The sequence below is a fragment of the Hydrogenophaga sp. genome (assembly GCF_035481345.1).
Lineage (GTDB): Bacteria > Pseudomonadota > Gammaproteobacteria > Burkholderiales > Burkholderiaceae_C > Hydrogenophaga.
In genome coordinates this window covers 48642-72320 of the sequence record NZ_DATIGV010000218.1, presented here as the reverse complement: position 1 = coordinate 72320, position 23679 = coordinate 48642, and the positions used below count along the sequence as shown (strand labels likewise).

Annotated in this window: 19 protein-coding genes; 9 read left to right on the top strand and 10 right to left on the bottom strand. The window is 69.5% G+C overall.

The window, feature by feature from the left end:
* Positions 1-157: 157 nt before the first annotated feature.
* Complete coding sequence (locus VLG41_RS22805) at positions 158-2824, top strand: sulfatase-like hydrolase/transferase (protein ID WP_325351669.1); 2667 nt, start codon at positions 158-160, stop codon at positions 2822-2824.
* Between the two features lie 27 nt (positions 2825-2851).
* Here VLG41_RS22805 and VLG41_RS22800 read toward each other — a convergent pair whose 3' ends face one another.
* From VLG41_RS22800 to def, 5 genes are read right to left on the bottom strand one after another with little or no spacing between them, the layout of a single operon-like run.
* Positions 2852-3187 carry an AzlD domain-containing protein gene (locus VLG41_RS22800; protein ID WP_325351668.1) on the bottom strand — a complete coding sequence of 112 codons (336 nt, stop codon included), beginning with the start codon at positions 3185-3187 and terminating at the stop codon, positions 2852-2854.
* Positions 3180-3917, bottom strand: coding sequence for an AzlC family ABC transporter permease (locus VLG41_RS22795; RefSeq protein WP_325351671.1), 738 nt, complete (start codon positions 3915-3917; stop codon positions 3180-3182). The genes VLG41_RS22800 and VLG41_RS22795 overlap by 8 nt, the downstream gene beginning before the upstream one ends.
* A 2-nt stretch (positions 3918-3919) precedes the next feature.
* A complete protein-coding gene (gene fmt, locus VLG41_RS22790; protein ID WP_325351667.1) occupies positions 3920-4975 on the bottom strand; it encodes a methionyl-tRNA formyltransferase in 1056 nt (351 codons plus the stop codon).
* Between the two features lie 36 nt (positions 4976-5011).
* Positions 5012-5506 carry an outer membrane protein assembly factor BamE domain-containing protein gene (bamE, locus tag VLG41_RS22785; protein WP_325351666.1) on the bottom strand — a complete coding sequence of 165 codons (495 nt, stop codon included), beginning with the start codon at positions 5504-5506 and terminating at the stop codon, positions 5012-5014.
* Complete coding sequence (gene def, locus VLG41_RS22780) at positions 5503-6024, bottom strand: peptide deformylase (protein ID WP_325351665.1); 522 nt, start codon at positions 6022-6024, stop codon at positions 5503-5505. The genes bamE and def overlap by 4 nt, the downstream gene beginning before the upstream one ends.
* A 273-nt stretch (positions 6025-6297) precedes the next feature.
* On the opposite strand from def, the gene VLG41_RS22775 reads away from it, so the two are divergent.
* Together VLG41_RS22775 and dprA are read left to right on the top strand one after the other, a co-directional pair.
* A complete protein-coding gene (locus VLG41_RS22775) occupies positions 6298-7527 on the top strand; it encodes a LysM domain-containing protein (RefSeq protein ID WP_325351664.1) in 1230 nt (409 codons plus the stop codon).
* Positions 7528-7532: 5 nt separating this feature from the next.
* Positions 7533-8636 carry a DNA-processing protein DprA gene (gene dprA, locus VLG41_RS22770; protein ID WP_325351663.1) on the top strand — a complete coding sequence of 368 codons (1104 nt, stop codon included), beginning with the start codon at positions 7533-7535 and terminating at the stop codon, positions 8634-8636.
* 23 nt (positions 8637-8659) lie between these two features.
* On the opposite strand, the gene VLG41_RS22765 is transcribed toward dprA, so the two are convergent.
* From VLG41_RS22765 to VLG41_RS22745, 5 genes are all read right to left on the bottom strand, one after another.
* Positions 8660-11086, bottom strand: coding sequence for a DUF1631 family protein (locus VLG41_RS22765; RefSeq protein WP_325351662.1), 2427 nt, complete (start codon positions 11084-11086; stop codon positions 8660-8662).
* Positions 11087-11181: 95 nt separating this feature from the next.
* Positions 11182-12132 (bottom strand): protein translocase subunit SecF, encoded by a 951-nt coding sequence (gene secF, locus VLG41_RS22760; protein ID WP_325351661.1) that lies wholly within the window; start codon positions 12130-12132, stop codon positions 11182-11184.
* 20 nt (positions 12133-12152) lie between these two features.
* Positions 12153-14036 carry a protein translocase subunit SecD gene (secD, locus tag VLG41_RS22755; RefSeq protein ID WP_325351660.1) on the bottom strand — a complete coding sequence of 628 codons (1884 nt, stop codon included), beginning with the start codon at positions 14034-14036 and terminating at the stop codon, positions 12153-12155.
* Between the two features lie 119 nt (positions 14037-14155).
* A complete protein-coding gene (gene yajC / locus VLG41_RS22750; RefSeq protein ID WP_291016842.1) occupies positions 14156-14473 on the bottom strand; it encodes a preprotein translocase subunit YajC in 318 nt (105 codons plus the stop codon).
* Positions 14474-14639: 166 nt separating this feature from the next.
* A complete protein-coding gene (locus VLG41_RS22745) occupies positions 14640-18239 on the bottom strand; it encodes an indolepyruvate ferredoxin oxidoreductase family protein (protein ID WP_325351659.1) in 3600 nt (1199 codons plus the stop codon).
* A gap of 182 nt (positions 18240-18421) precedes the next feature.
* Between VLG41_RS22745 and VLG41_RS22740 the strand changes: the two genes are divergently transcribed.
* The 6 genes from VLG41_RS22740 to VLG41_RS22715 all read left to right on the top strand — a co-directional run bounded on the left by VLG41_RS22740 (position 18422) and on the right by VLG41_RS22715 (position 23643).
* Positions 18422-18925, top strand: coding sequence for an Lrp/AsnC family transcriptional regulator (locus VLG41_RS22740; protein ID WP_325351658.1), 504 nt, complete (start codon positions 18422-18424; stop codon positions 18923-18925).
* 194 nt (positions 18926-19119) lie between these two features.
* Complete coding sequence (locus VLG41_RS22735; RefSeq protein WP_325351657.1) at positions 19120-19713, top strand: hypothetical protein; 594 nt, start codon at positions 19120-19122, stop codon at positions 19711-19713.
* Between the two features lie 106 nt (positions 19714-19819).
* Positions 19820-20449: a hypothetical protein gene (locus tag VLG41_RS22730; protein ID WP_325351656.1), complete on the top strand. Its 630-nt coding sequence runs from the start codon at positions 19820-19822 to the stop codon at positions 20447-20449.
* Entirely contained in the window at positions 20446-20904 is a 459-nt protein-coding gene (locus VLG41_RS22725) for a hypothetical protein (protein ID WP_325351655.1), read from the top strand. The genes VLG41_RS22730 and VLG41_RS22725 overlap by 4 nt, the downstream gene beginning before the upstream one ends.
* On the top strand, positions 20894-21703 hold the full coding sequence (locus tag VLG41_RS22720) for a hypothetical protein (protein WP_325351654.1): 810 nt from the start codon (positions 20894-20896) through the stop codon (positions 21701-21703). Before VLG41_RS22725 ends, VLG41_RS22720 begins: the two co-directional genes overlap by 11 nt.
* Entirely contained in the window at positions 21700-23643 is a 1944-nt protein-coding gene (locus tag VLG41_RS22715; protein ID WP_325351653.1) for a hypothetical protein, read from the top strand. Before VLG41_RS22720 ends, VLG41_RS22715 begins: the two co-directional genes overlap by 4 nt.
* Positions 23644-23679: the final 36 nt, after the last annotated feature.

Genomic DNA, 23679 nt, shown 5'->3' with positions numbered 1-23679 from the left:
CAGGCCGCTGGCGATGCCGGGGTCGTCTTCCACCACGAGTGCGCGCATGTCGGTTTGCAAGAGGGAGGGGATGGGCCGCCCATTATCGAGAGCCACCTTAGCCCCGCATTAAACGATTTAAGGACCAGTTAATGGCGGCGCACGAGAGTGCCGCGCCATGTCGACCCTGTCCCTGGAACCGGCGGCCGCGGGCCGCGCCTTCGCGCGCCCCGCGCTCTGGCTGTGCGGCCTGCTCGCATTCACCCTGCTGTGGGACCTGTCCGGACTGGACACGGCCGTGATGCGCGCGATCGGCTCCGGGCAAGGCTTTGCGCTGCGCGACCAGTGGCTGCTCGAGCGCGTGCTGCACGACGGCTTGCGCCAGGCCATGGTGCTGGCCTTCCTGCTGTTGTGCGGCTGGGCGCTGTGGCCACGCGCGGCGCTGCCGCGACGCGAGCGCATCGCCGTGGCCCTGCTGGCCGCGCTGTCGCTGCTCGCCGTCAATGCGGTCAAGAACACCAGCCTCACCAGTTGCCCCTGGGACCTGCAAGGCTTCGGCGGCACCGCGCGCTGGGTGTCGCACTGGGCCTGGGGCCTGGCCGATGGCGGGCCGGGGCGCTGCTTCCCGGGCGGCCACGCCAGCAGCGGCTTCGCCTTCGTGGCGCTGTGCCTGCCGTGGCTGGCGCCACCGCCCGGTGCCCGGCGGCGGCGCGCGGTGGGCCTGCGCTGGCTGGCCGCGGCGCTGGGCGTCGGCGCACTCGCCGGCGCCGTGCAGACGCTGCGCGGCGCGCACTACCCCAGCCACACGCTGTGGACGCTGTTGATCTGCGCCAGCGTGTCGCTGGTGGGCTGGCGACTCGCACAGGCCGGGCCCGGCGGGCCGGCCATTGCGCTGGCCCGGCACGCGTGGCGCGAGAGCCTGCGCCTGCTGCGTCCGCTGCTGCTGCCCATGGCCTGCACACTGGCGGTGTTGTGGCTGTCGCGTCTGGGCCTGGCGGCCTGGCAGGCCGATCGGGTGTCGCACGAGCGGGCCTGGACCTCGCTGCTGTGGCAGGGCCTGCGCTTCGACGGAGTGCTGCTGGGCTTCATCTGGGTACTGCCGGCCGCGCTCACCCCCTGGATGGCGCTGCACCCGCGCGCCTGGCGCGCCTGGGCGACCGTGCTGCGCGTCTATGGCGGCCTGACGATGCTGCTGGTCGGATTCATGGAGTTGGCCACCCCGGCCTTCGTGGCGCAGTACGACGCGCGCCCCAACTACCTGTTCGTGGAATACCTCGGCTACGCCAAGGAGGTTGGCGGCACGCTGCTGAAGGACTACGCCGCGCACCTGCTGGCCGCCGCCCTGTTGCTGCCCCTGACGGCCTGGGCCTTCGCGCGCCTGAGCCGACCGGGAGCACCCCCCGCGCCGCCGCGCGCGGGGCTGGCGCTGGCCTGGTCGGCGCTGCTGCTGGTGTCGCTGGCCGTGGCGGGGCGCGGCGCGCTCGGGCACCGTGCGGCCAACCCGGCCAGCGCCGCCCTGACCAGCGACCACCTCGTCAACGAGCTGCCGCTCAACTCGCTCTACACCGTGGCGTACGCCATCTACCAGTCGCGCAAGAGCGAGGCCGGCATCACCTACGCCGAGCTGCCGCGCGCGCACGTGATCGAGCGCGTGCGCCGCGAGACGGGCCTGCCCGCCAGCGCCTTCACCCGCGACGACCTGCCCACGCGGCACTGGCAGGCCACGGCGCATCCGCGCGCGCGACCACTCAACCTGGTCATCGTGCTGGAGGAAAGCCTGGGCGCGGAATTCGTGGGTGCGCTGGGCGGCCTGCCACTCACGCCGAACCTGGACCGACTGGCCGCGCAGGGCCTGTGGTTCGAGCGCCTGTACGCCACCGGCACACGCTCGGTGCGCGGCATCGAGGCAGTGACCGCGGGCTTTCCGCCGACCTCGGCGGTCAGCACGGTCAAGCTCGCGAAGTCTCAGCGCGACTTCTTCACGCTGGCCAGATTCCTCAAGCCGCACGGCTACGAGTCGACCTTCTTCTATGGCGGCGAGTCCCACTTCGACAACATGCGCGGCTTCTTCATGGGCAACGGCTTCGACCGCGTGGTGGAGCAGAAGGACATGCCGGCCGAGGCCTTCATCGGCACCTGGGGCGCGTCCGACGGCGACCTGTTCGGCATGGCGCACCAGGCCTTCGAACGACAGCCCGCCGACAAGCCCTTCTTCGCACTGGTCTTCACCTCGTCCAACCACGCGCCTTTCGAGTTTCCCGAGCACAGCATCGAGCTGTACGAACAGCCCAAGGGCACGGTGAACAACGCGGTGAAGTACGCGGACCACGCGCTCGGCCGCTTCATCGAGCGGGCGCGGCGCTCACGCTACTGGGAGAACACGCTGTTCCTGGTCGTGGCCGACCACAACTCGCGCGTCTACGGCCCCTCGCTGGTTCCCGTCGAACGCTTCCACATCCCGGGACTGATCCTGGGCGGGCCGATCACCGAGGCCCGGCGCATCCACACCCTGGCCAGCCAGATCGACCTGGCACCGACGCTGATCTCGCTGATGGGCCTGAGCGGCGAGCACCCGCTGATCGGTCGCGATCTGAGCGATCCGGCGCAGGCCGGGCGGCCCGGCCGGGCGATCCTGCAGTTCGACAAGACGCAGGCCTACCTGGAGGACACGCCCGGCGGCCAGACACAGGTGGCGGTGCTGCAGCCGGATGCGCCCGCGCGGCTGATGAGTTACCGCGACGGGCAGTTGCGCGACAGCGCGAGCGGCAACGCGGACCTGATCGACAAGGCCCAGGCCCACGCGCGCTTTGCGCAGTGGGCCTACCAGGAGCAGTGGCACCGTTGAGCCACCGCTGAGGCGCCGCGCGCGCCCCTACCAGCCCAGCCCGATGCGCAGCGGCAGGTACACCACCATGCCCGCCACGATGGTGCCGAGCACGCCGCCGCGCCAGAAGAACCAGACCGCACCCGCCAGCGCCCCGTACAGGCGCGCGTCCTGCCAGGTGCTCACGAGCGCGCCCTGGCTCATCACGACCTCGGGCACGACCACGGCCGACAGCGCGGCGATGGGCGCGTACTGCAGGCCGCGCTGCGCCCAGTGCGGCAGCGTCCAGGGCTTGTCGGACAGGAAGAAGAAGCCGCGGGTGATCACGGTGACCACGCCCAGGGCGAGGATGGTCAGCAGCGTCCAGGGATCGACGTCAAACATGGCTGGAGCCCTGGCGCGCGGCGCGCAGCGGTTCGAGGAGAAGGCACAGCGCCACCGCGCAGGCGATGGCCACCAGGATGTTGAGCTTGAGCGGCAGCGCGAAGGCCACCACGGCGGCGGCACCCGCCACGCCCGCCGAGACCATGCGCAAGCGCGAGGTGGCGAGCGAGCACATGACGCCCAGCAGCGCGAGGATGCCCGCGAAGCCCAGCCCCCATTCCAGCGGAATGGCGTTGGCCAGTGCCACGCCCAGCAGGCTCGTGCCCATCCAGGCCGCGTAATTCACGGCGCAGTTGCCCATCAGGTAGGCCTGCTGGGCATCGCGTTCGACCGGGTCGTCGCTGGGGTGCGGGTAGCGGCGCGCGAAGAATACGTAGCTGAGGTCGCCCGTGACGTAGCCGCTGGCCAGGCGCTCCCAGCGCGGCAGGTGCATGAGGTAGGGTCGCAGGTGGGCCGAGAAGACCACGAAGCGCAGGTTGACGCAGAAGGCCGCCGCCAGGATCACCCACAACGGCGCGCCCGCCGCCATCATGGGAATGGCCGCGAGTTGGGCGCTGCCCGCGTAGACGATCAGCGTCATCAGCACCGCCTCCAGCGGCGACAGCCCCGACTGCACCATGGCCACGCCGGTCATGAGGCCCCAGGCGCCGATGCCCATGGCCACGGAGAACTGGTCGCGGATGCCTTCGAAGTACTCGGGGTGCGCGCGGTGCTCGCGTTTGAGGAACAGGATCACGCGCCGTCCCCCAGCACTTCGCCGCGCGCGAGCGCGAAGCCGCGCAGAAAATCAGCCGCCGGCAGGCGCTTGCCGCCCGCGCGCTGCAGCACCGTCAGGCGCAGCGCACCCTCGCCGCAGGCCACGGTGATGCCTTCGGGCCCGACCGCCAGCACCTCGCCAGCGCGGCCCTTTCCGGCGGGGGATGCGGCCAGGGGCTCGGCCGACCAGACCTTGATCGCCTCGCCCGCGTGGGTGGTGTGCGCGCCGGGGAAGGGGTCGAAGGCGCGCACGCGCCGCGCGAGCGCGGTGGCCGGCTGCGTCCAGTCGATCACGGCCTCGGCCTTCTCGATCTTGTGCGCGTAGGTCACGCCCTCTTGCGGCTGCGGCTCGGCGCGCAGCCCACCGCAGGCCGCGATCTCCAGCGCCTCGACGATGAGGCGCCCACCGAGCACGGCCAGGCGGTCGTGCAGCGTGTCGGTGGTGTCGCTGTCGCGGATGGCGATGCGCTCGCGCAGCAGCATGTCACCCGTGTCCAGGCCATCGTCCATCTGCATGATGGTCACGCCCGTCTCGGTGTCGCCCGCTTCGATCGCCCGGTGGATGGGCGCCGCGCCGCGCCAGCGCGGCAGCAGCGAGGCGTGGATGTTGAGGCAACCGAGGCGCGGTCCGCGGGTCCCCACGCTCCCCGCTTCGCGCGGCTCACTGCCCCCCGAGGGGGCTTGAGCACCTGGGGGCGGCCCGGCGGTGCTCATGGCATCCAGCACCCAGCGCGGCAGGATCAGGCCATATGCGGCGACCACCATCGCATCGGCCTGCGCGGCGTCGATGGCCTGGCGCGCGGCAGCGGCGTCGTCGGCGTACTTGCCATCCAGCCGCAGACCGCGCGGCTGCGAGACCGCGATGCCGCGCTCCAGCGCGAGCGCCTTCACCGGCGAGGCCTGCAGCTTCATGCCACGCCCCGCGGGCCGGTCGGGCTGGGTGAGCACCAGGGGAACGTCAAAGCCCGCGGCCAGCAGGCGTTCCAGCGCGACACGCGCGAAGGCCGGCGTGCCGGCGAAGATGAGTTTCATCAGGGAACGGGCCGGACCGCGAGGGCCGGCGAGGGGTCAGGAGCGATCGGGCGGCGGGCTGTACTCATCCAGGAAGATGAGCTTGCGCACCACACCGGCGCGATCGATGTGCACGTGCGCCAGCCGGTCGGTGTTGTTCTCGGAGTAGCGGTAAGTCCAGATGTCGCCGTCGAACAGCGCCACACGCTCGACCAGCGCGGGCCGGCCCATGTGGCGCAGCACGTCGTCGCGCGTCCAGCGGTCGATCGCGATGTTCTTCTGCATCCAGTGGATGTCGAGCACCTGCACGACGCTGCGCAAGCGGCCATCGGCGTCGAAGTCGAGGTTGTAGACCTGACGGCCCAGCGGCTGGCGCGAGTACTGCAGGCGCGCGCCGCCGGACAGCGCGTACTCGGCACTGGGCGGGCCCAGTTGGTCGATCACTTGCGCACGCGTTGTGCCGGGTTGCAGCCGCTCGGGCATGCCCGCGCACCCCGCCAGCCACAGCAGGGCCACCAGGCACAAGCAGCGCAGGGCGAAGGAGGGGTTCATGCGCGCAGGGCTTCCCGTTGTGCTTTCACGAGCTTGGATTTGATCCGGTTGCGCTTGAGCGGGGAGAGGTACTCCACAAAGACCTTGCCCATGAGGTGGTCCATCTCGTGCTGGATGCACACGGCCAGCATGCCTTCGGCCTCGATCGTGCGTTCCACGCCCTCGCCGTCGAGCGCGCGCACGCGCACCGCCACCGAACGCTCCACGCCATCGTAGATGCCGGGCACCGACAGGCAACCCTCTTCGCCCTTGCGCGTCTCGGGGCTGGCCCATTCGATCACCGGGTTGATCAGCACCATCGGCTTGTCGCGCGACTCGCTCACGTCGATCACGATGAGCCGCTCGTGCACGTCGACCTGGGTCGCGGCGAGGCCGATGCCATTGGCCTCGTACATGGTGGCCAGCATGCGCGGAATGAGCGCGCGGATGCGCTCGTCCACCGCCGCCACGGGCTTGGCCACGGTGTGCAGGCGGGGATCGGGATAGTGCAGGATCGGCAGGGTATCGGGGGCGCTCATGACTCGTTGAAGCAGTATCGCAAGAGGTCTCCGTTGGGGCCAGGGGCGACGGCAGGCAGTGGCACGCTGACAGGCGGAAACCGATGTCGCTATTTTCGCCACTTTCCCGACGACGCGAAATCGCGAGCTGCCAGAAACATTGCGCAATCAAAGGCTTGCGCGCAGAATCCAACGCGCTTTGTCAAGACTCGCGCGCCCCAGGCCACGATCGAGACGCCGGCTCACACGGCGTCATCGCACCGGCCGACGGCAGCCGCCCAGGGGCCCCCGAACATGCGATCGAACACCCGCCTGATCTCCACCATCGCCAGCGCCGTCGGCCTGGCCTGCGCCGCACAGGCGGCTTTCGCGCAAAGTGCGGTCGTCCCGGCCGAGCAGCGCTACCCCGTCACCCCCGGCCAGCGCGCCACCGCCAACCAGGTCGCCCAGACCGGCGTGCCGCTCTCCGAACTCGCGCCCAACGCCCCCGACAGCTACACCGTCAAGAGCGGCGATACGCTGTGGGCCATCTCAGGCATCTTCCTGCGCAGCCAGTGGCGCTGGCCCGAGCTGTGGGGCATGAACCTCGACGACATCAAGAACCCGCACCGCATCTACCCGGGGCAGATGCTGTACCTCATCAAGGCCAACGGCCGCGCCACGCTGAGCACGCGCGGACCGGGTGGCGAGCCTGGCACCATCAAGGTGTCGCCGCGCACACGCTACGAATCGCTGTCCGACACCGCGATCCCGCCGATCTCGCTGCAGACCATCGAGTCCTTCCTCACCGAGCCGCTGATCGTCGACGAGAACGCGATCAACCGCGCGCCCCGCATCGTGGCCACGCAAGAGAACCGCGTGCTGCTCAGCCGCGGCGACCGCGCCTACGCGCGCTCGATCTCCGGTGACCGCCCCGATGCGGAACCGCTGGCCGTGGTTGACGGCCGCTCGATCGGCTACCGCGTGTTCCGCAACGCCACGCCCCTGCGCGATCCCAGCACCAACGAGATCCTGGGCTACGAGGCGCAGTACGTGGGCAAGGCCAACGTGGTCTCCAACGAGCGCCGCCGCGAAGGCCTCGACGCAAAGGGAGAGAAGATCCAGGAAATCGTGCCGGCCGGTATCGACATCACCGCGGCGAAGGAAGAAATGCGCGTGGGCGATCGCCTGCTGCCCGAGCCGCCGCGCGAATTCCTCAACTTCGTGCCGCGGGCACCGCAAAACCCGCAATCCGGCCAGATCGTCTCGGTGTACGGCAATGCCGTGAACTACGCCGCGCAGAACATGGTCGTCACCATCAACCGCGGCAAGCAGAACGGCGTCGAGCCCGGCCACGTGCTGGCCCTGCTGCGCGAGAGCAACATCATCAGGGACACCACCGACAGCGCGCGCCCCAACATGCGCCTGCCCGGCGAGCGCAACGGTCTGATGATGGTGTTCCGCACCTTCGACCGCGTCTCCTACGCCATCGTGCTTGAAATTGCCGATGGCGTGCAGGTGGGCGACCGCTTCGTCAATCCCTGACCCCGATGCCGCGTGACGAGCTGGCCGCCTGGCTGCGGCTGCTCCTGACGCAGGGCCTGGGCCGCACCACGGCCCGCCAGTTGCTGGCCGCCTTCGGACTGCCCGAGACGATCTGGGCCCGAGCGCCCGACAGCTGGGACGGCGTGGTGGAGCCCGCGCTGGCCAAGGCCATGGCGCAGCCACCAGAGGGCTTCGATGCGGCGCTGAGCACCCACGAGCGCTGGCTGGCACAGGACAACGCGCGCCACGTGCTCACCCTCGCGGACCCGCGCTATCCCGCGTCCCTGCTGGACACGGCCGATCCGCCGCTGATGCTGTTCGTTCATGGCCGCCTGGAGGCGCTGTCGCACCCGCAGCGGCTGGCCGTTGTCGGCAGTCGCAACCCGACGCCGCAGGGCGCGCAGAACGCCGAAGCCTTCGCTCATTCGCTGGCGGCCTCCGGTCTGTGCATCGTCTCGGGCCTCGCGCTGGGTGTCGATGGCGCCGCACACGAGGGCGCGCTGCGCGCTGGCGGCCTCACGCTGGCCGTGGTGGGCACCGGGCTTGACCGCGTCTACCCCAGCCGCCACCGCGATCTGGCTCACCGCATCGTCGCCCACGGCGCCATGCTCAGCGAGTACCCGCTGGGCACGCCGCCGCTGGCGCAGAACTTCCCTCAGCGCAACCGGGTGATCGCCGGCCTGTCCATGGGCACCCTGGTGGTCGAGGCGGCGTTGCAGTCGGGCTCGCTGATCACGGCGCGCCTGGCGAGCGAACAAGGGCGTGAAGTGTTCGCCATCCCCGGCTCCATTCACTCGCCCCAGTCACGCGGTTGCCATGCCTTGATCCGCCAGGGCGCCAAGCTGGTGGAATCGGCGCAGGACGTGCTGGAAGAACTTCGGTTGGCGGACGCCGCCCCGCGCCTGGACAACGAATCGCCGACCGAGTCCCCGGGCTCGGAGGGCGAACTGCTCGACGCCCTGGGCCACGACCCCGTGAGCCTGGACGCCTTGCTGGTGCGCACGGGTCTGCCGACCAGTGCCTTGCAAGCGCAACTGCTCGAACTGGAACTGCAGGGCTTGGTGGCGCGCCTGCCGGGTGGTCTGCTGCAGCGCGTGGCGCAGGGCTGAGCCCGCGACGCAGACAACCGGCCTCAGGCCAGCAGACGCTCCGGATTGGCGTCGAGCTTGGCCAGCGCCTCGCGCGTGGCGCGCACGGTGAGCGCCTCTTCCTCGCTCGGCACCAGCAGGCCGGCCTGCAGGTAGGCAGCGACGCGCGTGGCCGGCATGAGGTAGCAGCGCCCCGCGTTGCTCACGAACAGGTACAGCTGGCCGTGCTGGCTGCGCCAGGCCAGTTGCACGCTGCCGAGCTTGCCGTTGTGGTCGAGGCCGAACCAGGAGCCGATCTGCAGCTCCACCGCCCACGCGCGCATGGCCTCGTTGGGCTGGCTGCCGCCCTGGTTGATGACCTCGATGTTGCTCGCGTCCACGCCCGTGATCAGCTCGATGCTGTCGGCGTTGAGATCGAAGTCGCCGACACCGCCTTCGGGCAGGTAGTCCTCGAGGTTGGCCAGGCGCTTGGACAAGGCGTCGAGCTGACTCTGGGCAATGGACTCCGTGCGCGACATGAAGGCATCGGCCAGCGTATCGCTCACCGACTTGATGTGCTGGTCCTGCAAGCCCTGGGGAAAGCCCAGCAGGCCCATGCCCTGGCGCAAGCGCTGCAGGATGCCGGGCAACTGCTGGATGACGCGCGCGCGGTCGTCGCGGCTGGGCTTGGCGCTCGCCGCCCACAGCAGATCGGACGCGGCCTGCTTGAGCGCCTGCGTGTCGGGGTGCTTGATGCCATGCTTGACGCTGGCCACGGCCAACACGTCGACCCAGACCTTGAAGAGAAAGTCCCGCACCTCGGCGCGCACCGGCACGTCGTCGAGCAACTTGCGCAGCTCGATCGTGTACTGCACCGACAGCGTTTCCTTCTGTTCGACCTGCTGGGCCACGCTCACGAAGCGGCTGGCGCTGCTCTGCTCGCTCAGGTAGGTAGACAGGAATTTCTGGAACTCGTCGTAGACGAGCTGGAACACGCGGCGCCCGGTTTCGGGGTACTGCTCGATCACCTGCACCACGCGCTTGATCTCGGCCTCCAGCGCCGCGGAACCGACGTTGGATTCAAAACCCATCACGCAAGAACCCATGCGGTCGATCAGCCGGCGCGCGGGGTGCTGCAGGGCGCTGAAGAATTCGGGTTCGGCCAGGGCCACGCGCAGCACGGGAATCTGCAGGCGGGCGAACCACACGCGGATGCTGGGCGGAATGCGTTCCTCGGCCAGGATGGCCTGGAACATCAGCGCCACCACCTCGATGGTGGCTTTCTCGCTGGGGGTGGACGCCGCCTGCTTGAGTTCCTGGGTGCGCTCGCGCAGCGCCACCGCCGTGCGCTCGACCGTGCCGGCATCGACATAGACCGCGCCACCGCCGGTGGGGGCCGCGCCGAGACCGGAGCCGGTGCTTGGGAACGACACCTGGCGCGCCATGGCTTGCTGCAGCGCGGGCGACGGCGGAATGATCTCGGTCGCCTCGAATTCGGGACCCACGTGGTCGAGCAGCATGCGCCGCAAGCGGCCCACGACACCCTGTGCACGCATGCGTGCGCGCGCCAGCGGCGAGGTGCCGGTGAGCATGCGCGTCTCGTCGTTCACGCCCATGCCGGAAGAGCCAGGGTAGCCACTGTGCTGAGCGCCCCGCCCGCTCGCAGGGGGCTGTCCCATGCCCGACGGGTTGCCCCCACCACCCACCTGACCGGGCGCTGGCCCATGGGCACCGGGGCGTCCGGGTTCCTGTACCCGGCGGAACGGAGTGTGCAGGCCACCGCCCGTGCTCGGGCCGCTGGCGGGGCCGGGCCGGGTAATGGGCGCTGCGCCGCTCGTGCTGGACGGACTGCGACGCACCAGCGCCTGCAGGTCGATCGTTTCCATCACGCCATTGGCGACGAGGTACGCGTTGGCGGCCTTGTAGCCGTCGAGCAGGATCGCGCCCAGCATGGGGGCGATGTGGTCCTGCACCAGGCCCAGGCCCTCTCGCTCGAGCCCGGCGGACTTCCACTGCTCCACCAGCAGGCGCGCGAGCACGTCGGGCAGCAGGATGTCGCTTTTGGAGAGCTCGGTGCGCCGCTCCAGGTACTGCACGCGCAACCGCAGTTCGTTCAGCTCGGACGAGGTTTTGTCGAGCACGCGCATGGCCATGCGCGAGGCCAGGATCTGGTCGTCGATGGCACCTTCGGCCACCAGCTCGAGCTGGCCGGAGAGGCTGGCCGGCTCGGTGAGACCGGCGCGCGCCGCGAGATGCTTCTTCAGCGCGGTGCGGCAGTCGTCGATCCACATCGACTGCCGCTTCTTGAACGCGGCCCAGGTGTCGCGCCGTACTTGCACATCGACGGAGGTGCCGGGCTGGTCGAGCAGGGTGGTGAGGCGCTGTTCAATGGCCTTCGCCAGATCCGGCAGGGACCGCCCCACGTGCAGCACATGGCGCTCACGCGCCTGCTGGGCAAGGGCAAACCCGGTCGGTTGGGACGGCGAAACCATGTGTTTCAGTATGACACGAAGACCTCACGAACCACCCCCGCGAGACCCCTGGACACCGCCGTTGGGCGGCCCCGGTATGGCAAGGACGCCACGGACTACACGACGGCGCCGGCGTTCGGATCGTCCGGATCGCCTTCCGTCTTGGTCGGCTTGATCAGGTCTTCGCGCTTGACGCCGAGCCACAAGGCCATGGCCGCCGCCACGAACACCGACGAGTAGATGCCGAAGCAGATGCCGATGGTCAGCGCCAGAGCGAAGTAGAACAGCGTGGGGCCACCGAAGAGCAGCATCGACAGCACCATGATCTGCGTCGAGCCGTGCGTGATGATGGTGCGGCTGATGGTGGAGGTGATCGCATGGTCGATCACCTGCTGAGGCGTCATCTTGCGCTGGCGCCGGAAGGTCTCGCGGATGCGGTCGAAGATGACCACCGATTCGTTGACCGAGTAGCCCAGCACCGCGAGGGTGGCGGCCAGCACAGCCAGCGAGAACTCCCACTGGAAGAAGGCGAAGAAGCCCAGGATGATGACCACGTCGTGCAGGTTGGCGACGATGGCCGAGACGGCGTACTTCCACTCGAAGCGCAGGGACAGGTAAATGATGATGCCCAGGATCACGAGGCCCAGCGCGATCAGGCCGTTGTGCACCAACTCCTCACCCACCTGCGGGCCCACGAACTCGGTGCGGCTGAGCACCACCGCCGGGTTCTGCGCCTTGAGCGCGGCGAACAGGGCCTCGGCCTGCTGGCCCGAGGACTGCCCTTGGACCACGGGCAAGCGCAGCAGCACGTCGCGCGAGCTGCCGAAGTTCTGCACCGGCACCTCAAGGTAGCCCAGGTCCTCGACCACGCGCCGCACGGCGCCCAGGTCGGCCGGCTGCTCGTAGGCGACCTCGACCACGGTGCCGCCGGTGAACTCCACCGACAGGTGCAGCCCGCGCGTCACCAGGAAGAAGACGGCGAGAAGGAAGGTGATGAACGAGATCGCGTTCAGCACGATCGCGTGCCGCATGAACGGAATGTCGCGGCGGATGCGGAAGAACTCCATCGTGGGCTCCGGGTGCGGGTTCAGTCGGCCTTGGCGGGGGTGGCATCGCCCTCGGGGCGCCACACCGTGCCGACGGAGATGGACTTGAGCTTCTTCTGGCGGCCGTACCAGAAGTTCACCAGGCCGCGCGAGAAGAACACGGCGGAGAACATGCTGGTGACGATGCCCAGGCAGTGCACGACGGCGAAGCCGCGAACCGGCCCCGAGCCGAACAGCAACAGCGCCAGGCCCGCGATCAGCGAGGTGATGTTGGAGTCGAGGATGGTGGCCCAGGCGCGGTCATAGCCGGCGTTGATCGCCGCCTGCGGCGTGGCGCCGCGGCGCAACTCCTCGCGCACCCGTTCGTTGATGAGCACGTTGGCGTCGATGGCCATGCCCAGCGCCAGCGCCATGGCGGCCATGCCGGGCAATGTCAGCGTGGCCTGCAGCATGGACAGGACGGCCACCAGCAGCAGCACGTTGAAGCCCAGCGCGATGGCGGAGAACATGCCGAAGACTGCGTAGTAGACGCACATGAACAGCGCCACCACCACGAACCCCCAGGTCACGCTGTTGAAGCCCTTGGCGATGTTCTCGGCGCCCAGGCTGGGGCCGATGGTGCGCTCCTCGATGATTTCCATCGGCGCGGCGAGCGAGCCGGCGCGCAGCAGCAGCGCGGTGTCGCTGGCCTCCGTGGTGGTCATGGCGCCCGAGATCTGGACGCGACCGCCACCGATTTCGGCGCGGATGACGGGCGCTGTCACGACCTCGCCCTTGCCCTTCTCGAACAGGATGATGGCCATGCGCTTGCCCACGTTCTCGCGCGTGACGTCGCGGAAGATGCGCGAACCCTTGCCATCGAGCGTGAGGTGGACCGCCGGCTCCTGCGTCTGGCCGTCGAAGCCGGCCTGCGCGTCGGTGAGGTTCTCGCCGGTGAGCAGCACCTCGCGCTTGACGATGATGGCGCGGCCGCCGCGCTCCAGGTAGCGCTCGGAGCCGAAGGGCACGGCGCCGACGCCGCGTTCGGCGGCCAGCCCCTCGGCGCTTTCGTCGACCAGGCGCACCTGCAGCGTGGCGGTGCGGCCCAGGATGTCCTTGGCCTTGGCCGTGTCCTGCACACCGGGCAGTTGCACGACGATGCGGTCGGCGCCCTGCTGCTGGATCACCGGCTCGGCCACGCCGAGTTCGTTGATGCGGTTGTGCAGGGTGGTGATGTTCTGCTTGAGCGCCTGGTCCTGCACGGCGCGCGCGGCCTCGGGGCGGATCGTTGCGGTGATGCGCGTGTCGCTGCCCTCGGTGGATTCGGCGAGCACGAGCTCGGAGAACTGCGCCTGCGCCAGGTCGAACACCGCGTTGCGAGCGGCCTGGTCGCGCACGCGCAGTTCGATCGTCTGGCCATTGCGCACGATGCCGCCGTGCCGGATGTTTTTCTCACGCAGGGCGTTGCGCAGGTCGGTGGCCAGCACGTCGGCGCGGCGCTCCAGCGCGGCCTTCATGTCCACCTGCAGCATGAAGTGCACGCCGCCGCGCAAATCCAGGCCCAGGTACATGGGGCGGGCATACAGGGCCGACAGCCAGTTCGGCGTGCGTGGCACCAGGTTCAGCGCCACCACGTGGCCGGGGTCGTTCGGGTCGGTGTTGAGCGCGCGATCGATCGCGTCGCGCGCCTTGAGCTGGGTGTCGGTGTCCTCGAAGCGCGCACGTACCGAGGCACCTTCGAGCGACAGCGCGCTGGGAGTGATGGACGCGGCCGACAGCGCCTGCTCCACCCGCGTGACGGTGCCGATGTCCACCCGTACCGTGGCCTTGCCGGCCGACACCTGCACCGCCGGCGCCTCCCCGAAGAAGTTGGGCAGGGCGTAGATGGCGCCGACCAACAGGGCGATCACAATGATCGCGTACTTCCACAGCGGGTATCGGTTCATACAGGCCCTTCGGCGCTCGCGAGGTATCGGTCAGAACGCGACGGATCCGGCTCCGCCGGTCGGTGCGCGTTGCCCCTTGAGGGGGAGCGGGCCGGCGTCAGCCGGCCCGCTCGGGGGTGTTACTTGATGGTGCCTTTGGGCAGCACCTGCACGACAGCGGTGCGCTGCATCTGGACTTCCAGGCCGTCGGCAAGTTCCACGCCGATGTAGGTGTCACCGATCTTGGACACCTTGCCGAGGAAGCCGCCAGCGGTCACGATCTCGTCGCCCTTGGCCACGGCCTCGATCATGGCCTTGTGCTCTTTCTGGCGCTTGAGCTGCGGGCGAATCATCACGAAGTACAGCACCACGAACATCAGCACCAGCGGGAGCATGCCCAGCAGGGTGGACTCGGTGCCGCCGGTGGCGGCTTGGGCGTAGGCGGGGGAAATCAACACAGGCGGTCTCCAGCGGGTTCAGAACAACCGGCGATTGTATGCCGCCCCCTTGACAGAAGCCGTTCTGCCAGGATCGTCCCCAGGGCACCGCGGAACCGGCTTTGCCGGGCCGCAGGTGCGCCCCCTTTTGAGAGGGCCGCGCGAAGCGCGGCAGGGGTGTTGCGCTTCAGGCCGCCTGACGCACCGGTGCGGCGCTGGCGCCCGAGCGCCAGCGCACCAGCAGCGCCTCGCGCCGCACGGCCACGGCCTGGGCGTGGCGCTCCTTCACGTGGCCGTAGCCCTTGATCTGCTCGGGCAGGCGCGCGATCTCCAGCGCCAGGTCCTGGCTGTCGGGGGTAAGCCCGGGCAGCAGGGCTTCGATGTCGGCGCGGTACTGCGCGATCAGTTCACGCTCCATGCGCCGCTCGGCCGTGCGGCCGAAGGGATCGAATGCGGTGCCGCGCAGGCCCTTGAATTTCGCCAGCCACCGGAAGGCGGTGAACATGAAAGGGCCGTAGGGCTTCTTGACTAGCTCGCCCCGCTCGTTCTTCTTGGCCAGCAGCGGCGGCGCCAGGTGCACCTTGAGCGAAAAGTCGCCCTCGAACTGCGCCGCGATCTTCTCGTGGAAAGCGGGGTCGCTGTGCAGGCGCGCCACCTCGTACTCGTCCTTGTAGGCCATGAGCTTGAACAGGGAGCGAGCGACCGCTTCCGTCAGCGCGGCCTTGCCCAGGGCCTGCGACTCGACCTGGCGCACCCGCTCGACGAAGTCGCGGTACTCGCGCGCATAGCCGGCGTTCTGGTAGCCGGTGAGGAAGTCGACCCGGCGCGCGATCAGCTGCTCCAGCGTCTCGCGCGGCTGGAACTGGATGACCTGCGCGGCCGGACCCGACAAACCGCAGGCGGCCAGCACGGCCGGCAGGTCGTGCGCGGCGCGGCGGCCCCATTCGAAGGCGGCCTTGTTCTGCTCCACCGCCACGGCGTTGAGCTCGATCGCGCGCATCAGCGCGGCCTGACCCAACGGGATCCAGCCCTTCTGCCAGGCATAGCCCAGCATCAACGGGTTGGTGTACAGGCTGTCGCCCAGCAGGCGGGTCGCAATGGTCTCGGCGTCCACCACGCCGATCGCCTCGCGGCCCAGGTGGTTGACCAGCGTGTCCACGCAGGCCTGCGCGGGGCTGAGCCAGTCGGGGTTCTTCACGAAGGCCGCGGTGGGCGTGGCGCTGCTGTTGATGGCCACGTGCGTGCGGCCCTCGCGCAGGCGCTGCCAGGTTTCCTTGTTGGCGGCCACGATCGGGTCGCAGCCGATGATCAGGTCGGCCGACGCCGCCGAGACGCGCGTGGTGTGGATCTGGTTCTGCGAGGCGCCGATGAGCACGTGACTCCAGGTGGCGCCGCCCTTCTGTGCCAGCCCGGCCGCGTCCTGCGTGACGATGCCCTTGCCTTCCAGGTGCGCGGCCACGCCCAGCAACTGGCCGATGGTGATGACGCCCGTGCCGCCCACGCCCGCGACGATGATGCCCCAGGCCTCCTGGCCCAGCGCGGGAAGCGCGGGGTGCGGCAACGCGGCGCCCTCCCACTCGGCCTTGGCCGCGCCCTTCTTCTTGCGCAGCTGGCCACCCTCCACCGTGACGAAGCTCGGGCAGAAGCCGTTCACGCAGGAATAGTCCTTGTTGCAGGTGCTCTGGTTGATCTGGCGCTTGCGGCCGAAGGGCGTCTCCAGCGGCTCCACCGACAGGCAGTTGGATTTCTCGCCGCAATCGCCGCAGCCCTCGCACACCAGCTCGTTGATGACGACGCGCTTGGCCGGTTCGACCATGGTGCCGCGCTTGCGGCGGCGGCGCTTCTCGGTGGCGCAGGTCTGGTCGTAGATGATGACCGTGGTGCCTTCGATCTCGCGGAACTCGCGCTGCACGGCGTCCAGCGTGTCGCGGTGCTGGATGGCGATGCCCTCGGGAATGCCCGTCACACCCTCGTACTTCTCGGGCTCGTCGGTGACGATGGTGATCTTCTTGACCCCCTCGGCGCGCATGCTCTGCGCGATCTGCACCACGCTGTGGCCCTCGGGGCGCTCGCCTACCTGCTGGCCACCGGTCATGGCCACCGCGTCGTTGTAGAGGATCTTGTAGGTGATGTTCACGCCCGAGGCGATGCTCTGGCGGATCGCCAGGATGCCCGAGTGGAAGTAGGTGCCGTCGCCGAGGTTGGCGAACATGTGCCGGTCGGTGCTGAAGGGCTGCTGGCCCACCCAGGGCACGCCCTCACCGCCCATCTGGGTGAAGCCCACGGTGGCGCGGTCCATCCAGATGCTCATGAAGTGGCAGCCGATACCGGCCATGGCGCGCGAGCCCTCGGGCACCTTGGTGCTGGTGTTGTGCGGGCAGCCCGAGCAGAACCAGGGCTGGCGTTCGGCGCCGGGCACGCCCTGCGTCAGCAGGGTCTGCAACGAACGCTCCTGCGCATCCAGGATGGCGAGCTGCGCGTCGATGCGCGCCATCACGTCCTCAGGGATGTTGCCCAGCTTCTTCAGGCGCCTGGCGATGGCGCGCGCGATCAGCGCGGGATTGAGGTCGGCTTTGGCGCGCAGCAGGGTGTTGGCGCTGGGGTTGGGGCGCGACCACTCGCCGCCGCTGTAATCGCCCTCGTCCTCCTCGAACTTGCCGAGCACGTTGGGGCGCACGTCGGGGCGCCAGTTGTAGAGCTCTTCCTTGAGCTGGTACTCGATGACCTGGCGCTTCTCCTCCACCACCAGGATCTCGCGCAGGCCGGTGGCGAACTCGCGCGTGGTCTGCGCCTCCAGCGGCCACACCACCGCCACCTTGTGCAGGCGCAGGCCGATGCGGCGGCAGGTGTCGTCGTCCAGGCCCAGGTCTACCAGGGCCTGGCGGGTGTCGTTGTAGGCCTTGCCGCTGGCGATCACGCCGAAGCGGTCGTTCGGGCCGGCGACGACGTTGTGGTTGAGCTTGTTGGCGCGCACGTAGGCCAGGGCCGCGTACCACTTGTGGTCGAACAGGCGGGCCTCCTGCTCCAGCGCGGCGTCGGGCCAGCGGATGTGCAGGCCGCCGGGCGGCATCTCGAACTCGGGGATCACGATCTGCACGCGCTCGGGGTCGATCAGCGCGGTCGAACTCGACTCGACGATCTCCTGAATGGTCTTCATGCCCGTCCACACGCCCGAGAAGCGGCTCATGGCGAAGGCGTGCAGGCCCAGGTCGAGAATGTCCTGCACGCTGGCCGGGAAAAACACCGGCAGGCCGCAGGCCTTGAAGATGTGGTCGCTCTGGTGCGCGGCGGTGGAGCTCTTGGCCACGTGGTCGTCGCCAGCCACCGCGATCACGCCGCCCCAGGGGCTGGTGCCGGCCATGTTGGCGTGCTTGAAAACGTCGGAGCAGCGGTCCACGCCCGGGCCCTTGCCGTACCAGATGCCGAACACGCCGTCGAAGCGGTTGGTGCCGGGCGGGGCGAAGCCCAGTTGCTGCGTGCCCCACAGCGCGGTGGCCGCCAGCTCCTCGTTCACACCGGGCTGGAAGACGATGTTCTGCTTCTTGAGGTGCGGCGCCGCCTTCTGCAGGGACTGGTCATAACCGCCCAGCGGGGAGCCGCGGTAACCGCTGATGAAACCCGCGGTGTTCTTGCCGATCAGCGCGTCGCGCTGGCGCTGCAGCATGGGCAGCTTCACCAGGGCCTGCACGCCGCTCATGAAGGCGCGGCCATGGTCCAGCGTGTATTTGTCGTCCAGGGTGACGGTTTCGAGGGCCAGGCGGATGTGCTCGGGCAGCGGCGCGTTCATCTTGTGTGTCTCCTTCGTGGGCGGGGGCGTCTTGTGGACGCGCGTGCGACTGGGGGCTGGCCCCGGGTAGGGACCGGCCCCCAGTCTGCCGCGCAGTGTATGCCCGAGCTTGCGATAGGTGTTTGCGTTTCATGCCCGGAATTTGCATGATGGAGAAAGAAGCTTTCTTTCTTTTGCCCATCATGGAAACATTGGACAAGTTCGACCTCGCCATCCTGCAAGAACTGCAAGCCGACGGCCGCCTCACCAACGCCGAGCTGGCGCAGCGCGTGGGCCTGTCTCCCGCGCCCTGCTGGCGGCGCGTGCGAGCGCTGGAAGAGCGGGGCTTCATCCAGGGCTACCGCGCCGTGCTCGATCGCGACAAGCTGGGCCTGGGGGTGCTGGCCTTCGTGCGCCTGGACGCGGACCGCAACAACGGGGACGTCACGCGCCAGCTCGAGCAGGCCATCCGCGCCATCCCCGAGGTCGTGGCCTGCCACTACATCAGCGGCTCGGGCACCTTCGAGCTGCAGGTGGTGAGCCGCGACCTGCACCACTTCAGCGCTTTCGCGCGCGAGGTGCTGCTGAACCTGCCCAACGTGAAGGACCTGCACACCAGTTTTTCACTGGGCGAGGTGAAAGCCGGCGGAGCCATACCTTTGACTCACCTGATGGAAAACCATGGTAGTCACTCGGCAAACAAATGATTTTCTTGAGGGGTCTGCCCACCATTTGGTGAAAATTTTCGACCGCCGGCTCAGAAACTTCCCTTAAGTAGTTGAAAAACAGGCACTTTCTGCCCTGCTGCGATTGTGAGTACCCGTAACGGTCCTCGGAATCGCGCCACCTTTCCCCCAAGGTGCCGCAACAAAAGTGTTCACCTACCTTTGAGGATCTCGACGTGAAACGCAACCTCCTTCTGAAGACCACCCTGGCGCTGGCCATCGCTTCCCCGCTGATGGCATCGGCCGAATCCCAACTCACCACCGGCGGCGGCTCCGCCGTGGCCCGCCTCAACCTCGAAGTGATCATCCCGAGCGTGCTGTTCCTCGGTGTGGGCACCGGCTCGGACCTGACGAACACGTCCAACAGCAACGCCGACACCCTCACCTTCGACTACACGACCAACGCCGATCAGGTGGGCATTCCGGGCAGCCCGGCGGCGGACATCCGCGACACCAACGGCGGCTTCCCCGGCAACGGTCAGATACCGGTGCGCGTGTTCGGCAACAACGGCCAGGTGACCATCCGCGCCGACAACCCGCCCAACCTGGTCAACGGCGCCGACACCATTCCCTTCACCGAGATGTCGGTGGTCTCCAACAACACCAACCTGCCGGCGCCCGGCTTCAGCGGCACCAACACCAGCCAACCCCTCCTGGCCGGCCGCGTGACCAACCAGAGCGCCTTATGGACGTACAGCTACGGCAACTCCACGGCTCCGGCGGCCGGTACCTACACCGGCACGGTGACCTACACCGCCTCCATGCTCTGATCACGCCGTGATCGCCCTGGCGGGCGCGGCCAACACCCGCCCGCCGCCCACGAAGGGTCTGCCACACCCGCTGCCCTTCGTCCCTTGTCTCAGCGCCTTGTCGAACATGCTCCGCTGGCTGCTTCCGCCCCGTTCGATCGCCGCCTTGATGCTCATTGCGCTGGGCTCGCCGTGCGCCTTCGGCTGGTCGCTCTCCATCAGCCAGGCCAGCCGCCGGGTCTATCTGCACGTGGGCAATGGCGCGCCGGCCGGCAACAGCAGCGCCACCAGCGGCCCCATCAACCTCGTCTCGGTGAGCGTGCCCGCCAACCAGCTGGGCAATGGCGTGGCCCAGGCCATGACCAGCAACAGCACGCAGTCCAACAGCCTGCAGGGCGACAACTACCTGACCTGCCCGACGCCATCGAGCCAGTTGCTCATCGGCGCGTCCTATCAGCGCAACAACAGCGGCGCGCCGGCCAGCGCCGCGCTGCGCGTGAGTTCGCCGGCCACGCTCACCAACGCCAACGGCGACACCATCCCCATCGGCGAGATCAGCTGGACCGTTTCCGCCCCGGGCAGCGGCCAGCCCAACGTGATCCCGGCCGGCACCTTCAATGGCGGCTCCCAGTTCCTGGCCACCATCCCGGCCAACACCTACATCGAGAACTGCCACAGCTTCCGCTTCGCCAACAGCGCGGTGCGGGCGGCCGGCACGTACACCGCGCGCGTCACCTACACGGTCACCAGCCCATGAGACGCGCCGCCTGCCTCCTGGCCATGCTGATGGCCTTCGCCGCCGAAGCGGTCCATGCCGAGACGCACCGTCTGGACGATTCGCTCACCCACACCGTGCCGCCCAACGTGCAGATGCAGTGGCGACCCCTGCAGGCCGCGGCCGACGGCTCGGGCGCGGTCGAGGCCTGGGTACAGGTCAACGTGCGCCTCGACACCCGCGCTTTCGTGCAGCGCAGCGGGCGCGTGTACCTGGCGCTGGAGCGCGACCAGTCCTCGCCCGTGGAGGCGGTGTGGTCCTCGCAGGGCCGCCTGCAGGCGGGCCGCGTGGTCAGCGGCGAGCGCACGCTGGTGTTCGCGGGCGTGATCCCGGGCGCCACGCTGGACGACCAACTCAACATGCGCCTGCGTGCGCAGACCGACTGGCATAGCACCCAACGCCGACTGAACTTCCACTTCCAATTCGATGCAGACTGAGCCACTCCGACGCTCGCGCGTCCTCATCGCCACGCTCTGGGCCCTGGCCTTGGGTGCCACCGTGCCTGCTGCGCACGCGCAGGGTTTCTCGGCCTACATCACGCCGCCCCGCTTCGAGTTGCGCGTGCAGCCCGGCAAGACCCTGCGCCAGGTGTTCGAGCTGCAGCAGGTGGGCAACGCGCGCGGCCAATACCGCGTTTACACGAACGACTGGGTCTTCCACCCCGACCAGTCGGTGGAATTCGCCGACGCGCTGGCGCCCGACAGCTGCCGGCCCTGGGTGGCCATCGAACGGCGCGAATTCACCGTGGAGCCGGGCGCCCGCTACCGCTACCGCTTCGAGATCACGCCCCCGGCCGACACGCCGCCGCGCGAATGCCGCTTCGCGATCATGGTGGAAGGGCGCGACCCCACCGTCGGCGGCCACGTGCAGGCCGCCGGCCGCATCGGCGTCGTCGTCTACGCGGCCGTGGGCGACGCCGCGCCGCGCCTGGAACTGGCCGACACCCGCGTGGAGACCGTGAACGGCCAGGCCACGCCCGTGCTGCTGGTGCGCAACACCGGCAACGCCCATGGCCGGCTGGAAGGCTTCGTGGTGGGCACCGACGAGGCCGGCCAGCGCATCGAGTTCGGTCCGGCCGACCTGCCCATCCTGCCCGGCGAGACGCGGCGCGTGCCGCTCGTGGCCCTGGGCGAGGGCAAACAGGCCGCGCCCACGGTGCGGTTTCCGGTGCGCATCCAGGGCAAGCTCGAATGGGGGCGCAACACGCTGGCGCTGGACGCGCGCTTCGCCCCATGACCCCTGCGCGGGCGCGCCCATGGCGCCACGCGCTGCTGTCGGCGCTGCTTCCGCTCTGGCAGGGGCTGGCGCTGGCGCAAACACCCGCGCCCTATGTGGACCGCGAAATCGAAGGACTGCCGCCCCAGGAAGTCGACGACGCGCCAACGGCCGACTACGACGCCAGCGGCTGGCCCCGCTACCTGCGCCTGGAGGCCCGGCTCGCCAGCGACCCTTTCGATCAGCGCGGCGGCAAGCACCTGGGCTACGGCGGCTACGGCCTGCTGGAAACCCCCAACCACGGCGCGCTGTCCTTCGACGGCCAGTACAGCCCGCGCAGCGGCGGCGGCACGCTCACGCTGCGCCAGCGCGGTGTGCCGCTGGGCGGGGGCTGGGTCGGCAACCACGAGGTGGGCCTCATCAACTCGCTGGCGCCCGGTCTCACGCGCCTGCCCTCGCGCGTGTACGTGCCGTCCAGCTACCTGCGCGGCCTCAGCGGCGAATGGGAAAAGCCCGAGTCGGGCTGGCAGTGGCAGCTCAGCAGCGGGCAGCCGGGCCGCCTGGGCATCCTGCCCGATACGCGCTTCATCACCACGCCGGGCCGACGGCACACGCTGGGCGCGCAGTGGCGCTCGACCAGCGCCGACGGCTGGGGCGCGGCCCTGCAGCACGAGCGGGCCGATGGCGTGCGCCCCTTCGACCTGCCCGACAGCGCGCCCCCGCTGGACGCTCAGGCCACGCGCCTGGCGCTGCGCCGCGACGCCGGCGCGCTGCGCTGGCAGGCCCAGTGGCTCAGCGACCGCTCCCGTGCGCTCGCTGGCGCGCGCCAGGGCGGCTGGGCCGATGTCGAGTGGGACAGCGACAGCGGCGCCTGGTCGCACGGCCTGGGCGCCTACCGGCTCGACACGGGTCTGAGCTGGGCCGGCCAGCCCATGGCCAGCGACCTCGAAGGCCTGTACCTGCGCACGCGCTACGTGCAACGGCGCTGGTCGGCCGATGGCTCGTTCGACTGGCTGCGCAGCATCAGCCGCCGCGACAGTCGCGGCTTCTACACCACCGGCAACCTGCGCTGGCGCGTGGGCCGCGAGAGCCAGGCCGGCGTGGGGCTGGCCGTGCGCGATCTCGACGGGCGCGACTGGAGCGCCTACGGCGACTGGCGCTGGGTGAATGAGCTGGGCGCCAGCGGCCTGCGCCTGGAAGCGGAGGGAGGCGACAGCCGCCCCCGCCTCACGCGCCTGGTGCACGACCAGGAATGGCCTGTGAGCACGGGCTGGGCCTTGTCCAGCAGCCTGGGCATCGCGCGCCTGGCCGAAAGCGCCGCTGAACGCGAGGGCGGCCATCAGTGGACGGCCGCGCTCAATGTCAGCGTGCCCGTGGGCCAGCGCGCCGGCCTGCGCGGCAGCATCGGCACCGAGCAGGGCCCGGGCAGCGCCCACCGCAGCTCCGTCAACCTCAACGCCAACTGGCGCCTGAACAACCGCTGGACGCTGGAGGGCACCTGGGTCTGGAACCGCGGCGAGCTCCCGGTGGTGGCCTCACTGGACCCGCTGGCGCCACCCGTGGTGGTCGACCGCACGCTCTCCGGCCGGTCCTTCTATCTGATGCTGCGCTACGACTTCCAGGCCGGCAGCCGCGACTTCCCCCTGGGCGGCCTGGCCGGGCAGGGCGGTGGCCGGCTGGAGGGCGTGGTGTTCTTCGATGGCAACCGTAACGGCGAGCAGGAGGCCAACGAACTCGGCGTGCCCAACGCCACCGTCTACCTGGACAACCGCTACGCCGTCCGCACCGACAGCCAGGGCCGCTTCGAATTTCCCCTGGTCGCCAGCGGCACGCGCAGCGTGACCCTGCGCGCCGACAGCCTGCCCCTGCCCTGGAACGTCGTCGGCGACGGCGCCCAGTCCACCGAGGTGCAGTTGCGCCAGACCACGCGCCTGAGCCTGCCGGTGCAGCGCGCCGAGTAACCCTACAGGGTATGCCGCCGGCGCCCAGCAGCGCCA

Bases quoted from the DNA above. Each gene is read 5' to 3' on its own strand.
- bamE (WP_325351666.1), bottom strand. From the start codon at position 5,506: ATGAACCCCTCCTTCGCCCTGCGCTGCTTGTGCCTGGTGGCCCTGCTG.
- fmt (WP_325351667.1), bottom strand. From the start codon at position 4,975: ATGAAACTCATCTTCGCCGGCACGCCGGCCTTCGCGCGTGTCGCGCTG.
- VLG41_RS22775 (WP_325351664.1), top strand. From the start codon at position 6,298: ATGCGATCGAACACCCGCCTGATCTCCACCATCGCCAGCGCCGTCGGC.
- VLG41_RS22800 (WP_325351668.1), bottom strand. From the start codon at position 3,187: ATGTTTGACGTCGATCCCTGGACGCTGCTGACCATCCTCGCCCTGGGC.
- secD (WP_325351660.1), bottom strand. From the start codon at position 14,036: ATGAACCGATACCCGCTGTGGAAGTACGCGATCATTGTGATCGCCCTG.
- VLG41_RS22730 (WP_325351656.1), top strand. From the start codon at position 19,820: ATGCTCCGCTGGCTGCTTCCGCCCCGTTCGATCGCCGCCTTGATGCTC.
- VLG41_RS22745 (WP_325351659.1), bottom strand. From the start codon at position 18,239: ATGAACGCGCCGCTGCCCGAGCACATCCGCCTGGCCCTCGAAACCGTC.
- VLG41_RS22805 (WP_325351669.1), top strand. From the start codon at position 158: ATGTCGACCCTGTCCCTGGAACCGGCGGCCGCGGGCCGCGCCTTCGCG.
- dprA (WP_325351663.1), top strand. From the start codon at position 7,533: ATGCCGCGTGACGAGCTGGCCGCCTGGCTGCGGCTGCTCCTGACGCAG.
- secF (WP_325351661.1), bottom strand. From the start codon at position 12,132: ATGGAGTTCTTCCGCATCCGCCGCGACATTCCGTTCATGCGGCACGCG.
- VLG41_RS22720 (WP_325351654.1), top strand. From the start codon at position 20,894: ATGCAGACTGAGCCACTCCGACGCTCGCGCGTCCTCATCGCCACGCTC.
- VLG41_RS22740 (WP_325351658.1), top strand. From the start codon at position 18,422: ATGGAAACATTGGACAAGTTCGACCTCGCCATCCTGCAAGAACTGCAA.
- VLG41_RS22715 (WP_325351653.1), top strand. From the start codon at position 21,700: ATGACCCCTGCGCGGGCGCGCCCATGGCGCCACGCGCTGCTGTCGGCG.
- VLG41_RS22765 (WP_325351662.1), bottom strand. From the start codon at position 11,086: ATGGTTTCGCCGTCCCAACCGACCGGGTTTGCCCTTGCCCAGCAGGCG.
- def (WP_325351665.1), bottom strand. From the start codon at position 6,024: ATGAGCGCCCCCGATACCCTGCCGATCCTGCACTATCCCGATCCCCGC.
- VLG41_RS22725 (WP_325351655.1), top strand. From the start codon at position 20,446: ATGAGACGCGCCGCCTGCCTCCTGGCCATGCTGATGGCCTTCGCCGCC.